This is a genomic window from Kitasatospora sp. NPDC004799, assembly GCF_040609095.1.
Lineage (GTDB): Bacteria > Actinomycetota > Actinomycetes > Streptomycetales > Streptomycetaceae > Kitasatospora.
In genome coordinates this window covers 1-4,190 of sequence record NZ_JBEXJK010000565.1, presented here as the reverse complement: position 1 = coordinate 4,190, position 4,190 = coordinate 1, and the positions used below count along the sequence as shown (strand labels likewise).

General features: G+C 73.2%; 3 protein-coding genes and 1 pseudogene. All 4 read right to left on the bottom strand.

Annotated elements, in window-relative coordinates:
- Nucleotides 1–364 (bottom strand): annotated as a pseudogene (locus tag ABZW03_RS38075) (hypothetical protein); the annotation flags it as partial.
- 41 nt (nt 365–405) lie between these two features.
- Entirely contained in the window at nt 406–1,572 is a 1,167-nt protein-coding gene (locus tag ABZW03_RS38070; protein ID WP_224284825.1) for a ParA family protein, read from the bottom strand.
- A gap of 326 nt (nt 1,573–1,898) precedes the next feature.
- Entirely contained in the window at nt 1,899–3,014 is a 1,116-nt protein-coding gene (gene ald / locus ABZW03_RS38065; protein ID WP_355269046.1) for an alanine dehydrogenase, read from the bottom strand.
- 260 nt (nt 3,015–3,274) lie between these two features.
- Nucleotides 3,275–4,190 (bottom strand): tetratricopeptide repeat protein (locus tag ABZW03_RS38060; protein ID WP_355269045.1); only part of this gene is annotated, 916 nt, incomplete at its 5' end.

Below are 4,190 nucleotides of genomic sequence, written 5' to 3'. Positions count from 1 at the left end.
CTCGTCCGACCGGGCGCGGCGCGCGGCCGCGCGGCCGGGCGCGCCCGGCGGCACCGGACTGCTCCTCGGCGGCGCCCTGGTGCACCCGGGCCGCCGGGGCGGCACCGGCACCGCGGCCGCCCGAGACGGTCACCCCGGCGGCGACGGCGCCCGCGGCGGGCGCGGCGGCCGTGCCGGGCCGCTGGGCGGGCGCCGGCACCGTGGCGGACGCCTGCTGCTCCGGCGTCACCTGCCGGTCGTCCTGGGCGCCCTGGGCGGACTCGGCGCCCGCGGCGCCGTCCGGTTGGCCGTTGACGGTCCGCGCGGTCTCCGGTCTGGATGCCTCGGCGGCCGGACGCGGCGCGAGGGACGGCGACAGCGCCATCCCTCCCGTGGTCCGGAACAGCTCGTCGGCACCCGGGAGACTCACTCGGCGGGGCGGCACCGGTCGAGCACCTCCCTGGCGAGCTGGCGGTAGGCGGCGGCACCGACCGAGTTGGTCGCGTACGTCGTGATGGGCTCGCCGGCGACGGTGGTCTCCGGGAAGCGCACGGTCCGCCCGATGACGGTGTGGAAGACGTGCTCGCCGAACGCCTCGACGACGCGCGCCAGCACCTCGCGGCTGTGCACGGTGCGCGAGTCGTACATGGTGGCCAGGATGCCGTCCAGGCGCAGGTCGGGGTTGAGCCGCTCGCACACCTTCTCGATGGTCTCGGTCAGCAGCGCGACACCGCGCAGCGCGAAGAACTCGCACTCCAGCGGGACGATCACGCTGTGAGCGGCCGTCAGCGCGTTGACGGTCAGCAGGCCGAGCGAGGGCTGGCAGTCGATGATGACGTAGTCGTAGTCGGGCAGCAGCGGCTTCAGGGCGCGCGCCAGTGCGGACTCCCGGGCCACCTCGCTGACCAGCTGCACCTCGGCGGCGGAGAGGTCGATGTTGGACGGCAGCAGGTCCATCCCCGGAACGGCCGTCTTCAGCAGCACCTCATCGGCCGTCAGGCCCCGCTCCATGAGCAGGTTGTAGACGGTGACGTCCAGCTCCATCGGGTTGACGCCGAGGCCGACCGAGAGCGCGCCCTGCGGGTCGAAGTCGACGAGCAGCACCCGGCGGCCGTACTCGGCCAGCGCCGCGCCCAGGTTGATGGTCGACGTGGTCTTGCCGACGCCGCCCTTCTGGTTGCACATGGCGATGATCTGGGCGGGGCCGTGCTCGGCGACGGGCGCGGGGATCGGGAAGTACGGCAGCGGACGGCCGGTCGGGCCGACCCGCTCGCGGCGCTGGCGCGCGGCGTCGGGGGCCAGCGTGGCGGCGTACTCCGGGTCCGGCTCGTACTCGGCGTCCGGGTCGTCGTAGGCGCCGTAGGCGAACTCGCCGTAGGCCAGGCCGTAGGCCGCCAAGTCGGCGTCGTGATCGGTCACCGTGGTCACCTGTGCTGTGTTCTGGCGTGCTTCGAACGTACGGAGTGCGACCGAGCCGACCTCGGCCGAGCCCACGGAGGGCTGCCGGGCCCCGGGCTCCTCACTCGGCTGGCCGGCGGTGAGTTCCGCCAGTCCTGGCTGACCACCCCCGGGAGCAATTGTCGACTCATTCACAAGTCGTCTTACCTCCTTGGGCATCCAGGACTCTATGTCGATTCGTCAGCGTGGCAGCATGCCGACGGTTTGCGACTCTAGGCCGTTCAAGGCGTTCGCAGCAACACAATCCACGGTAGTGGGCAGGATGTGTCGACTATCGAGCGGGCTGCTGTCAAGGGATGAGAGGGTCACCGGCCCCAACGTTTCTGCGGGCGGGTGACATGACCGACGGATATTGACGACAGAGCGACCTACCCGGTCGACCCGCTGATCACGGGCACGGCGAAGCCCCCGGCCCGAAGTGATCGGGTCGGGGGCGAACGACCGCCGGGCGGTCAGGGGGTTCAGGCGAGCACGCTCTCCAGGGAGACCGACTCCAGGCCGAAGGCCTCGGCGACGGCCGGGAAGGTGATCTGGCCCTCGTGCACGTTCAGGCCCTTGGCGAGCGCGGCGTCGCGGCGCAGCGCCTCCTTCCACCCGCGGTTGGCCAGCTCCAGCACGTACGGCAGGGTGGCGTTGGTCAGCGCGTAGGTGGAGGTGTTCGGGACGGCGCCCGGCATGTTGGCCACGCAGTAGAAGACCGAGTTGTGGACCTTGAAGGTCGGCTCGTCGTGCGTGGTGGCGTGCGAGTCCTCGAAGCAGCCGCCCTGGTCGATGGCGATGTCGACCAGCACGGAGCCCGGCTTCATGCGGGAGACCAGCTCGTTGGTGACCAGCTTCGGGGCCTTGGCGCCCGGGATCAGCACGGCGCCGATGACCAGGTCGGCCTCCAGCACGGCCTTCTCCAGCTCGAAGGCGTTCGACACGATGGCCTTGATCTTGGTGCCGAAGATCCGGTCGGCCTCGCGCAGCTTGTTGATGTCGCGGTCGAGCAGGGTCACGTCGTAGCCCATGCCGATGGCGATGGTGGCCGCGTGCCAGCCGGAGACGCCACCGCCGATGACGACGGCCTTGGCCGGGTGGGTGCCGGGCACGCCGCCCGGCAGGGTGCCGCGGCCGCCGGCCGGACGCATCAGGTGGTACGAGCCGACCTGCGGGGCCAGCCGGCCCGCGACCTCGGACATCGGGGCGAGCAGCGGCAGCGCGCCGTTCGACAGCTGCACGGTCTCGTACGCGATGGCGGTGGTGCCCGACGCGACCAGCGCGTCGGTGCCGGCCCGGTCGGCCGCCAGGTGCAGGTAGGTGAAGAGGGTCTGGCCCTTGCGCAGCCGGTGGTACTCCGAGGCGATCGGCTCCTTGACCTTCAGCAGCAGGTCGGCGGTGGCCCACACCTCGTCGGCGGTGGGGAGGATGGTGGCGCCGGCGGCCACGTACTCCTCGTTCGGGATCGAGGAGCCGACACCGGCGTTGTCCTCGATGTAGACCTCGTGCCCGTTGCGGACCAGCTCATGCACGCCGGCGGGCGTGATGGCCACGCGGTACTCGTGGTTCTTGACCTCGCGGGGGATGCCGACCTTCACGACTGAACACGTCCTCTTGCCATGGGGGTCCCGACCGGAGAAGACCGGTGGGCGACGCGCACGTGGGGAAGCCTCCGGGCAGCCCGGGGCAGGGATCGCTGCGCGACTGAGTCCGAGTGTAATGAAGCCCAGTCGGCGTGTCAGCCTTCCAAAGTGAATAATTTTCCCGCACGCATTGGCAGGTTCGTAGGCTTCCCCTGCGACTTACCCGCCAAAGACGTCCCAACCGGGCATATTCGACAATACCTCCGAAACGCCCTTCACCACCCGGCGTCCGCGCGTTCCCGCAGGTCCGCGAGGGCCACCGCGACGGCCTCCCGGCCCCGCTCGTCCCCCAGCCGGCGCAGCACCGCGAGCGCGGCCCGGTACTCCCGGTCGGCCTCGTCGAAACGGCGCTGCGCGGTGTGCGCCTCGGCCACCCGGGAGAGCAGCCGGGCCTCGGCCGCGTGGTCCCCGAGCGCCTGCCGCAGGCCGAGCGCCCGCCCGTACCAGTCGGCGGCCCGCACCGCGTCGCCGAGCGCCCGGTGGCAGTTGGCCGCACTCTCCAGGGCCCGGGCGCAGAGCGGTTCGTCGTCGGCCTTCCGGGCGTGCTCCAGCGCGGCCCGGTAGTGGGCGGCGGCCCGCGCCCCGCGGCCCGCCGAGGCCTGGAGGTCGCCCAGGTTGAGCAGCGCGGCCGAGGCCCGGCGGGGCCGGGCGCTGCGCTCGGCGACCTTCAGCACCAGCTCGTGCAGCCGGTACAGGTCGGTGGGGGCGGCGGCCCCGGTCAGCGGCAGCGTCCGCAGCAGCGCGGTGACCAGGCGCCCGGCCGAGCCGTCCAGGTCGCCCTGGCCGATCGCGTCGGCCACGGCGCCGAGCAGCAGTTCCCGCTCGCCGAGCAGCCACTCGCGGGCGTGCGCCGCCGAGCGCAGCCGCAGCGGGGCGGGCAGCGGGTCCGGGCCGGGGCCGGCCGCCGGGTCGAGCAGCGCGCGGGCCGACTCGGTGAGCCGGACCAGCCGCTCCAGCAGCCGGGCCCGGGCGAGCTCGGTCTCGGCGGGCCGGTCCTCCTGCTCGCGCAGCCGGACCAGCCGGGGGTAGAGCCGCCCGGGCACCCGGTAGCGCGGGGTGCCGTCGGCGGCCGGCGCCTCCTCGCCGAGCAGCTCCCGCTCGGCGAGCGCGGCCAGCGTCGCGGCCGCGTGC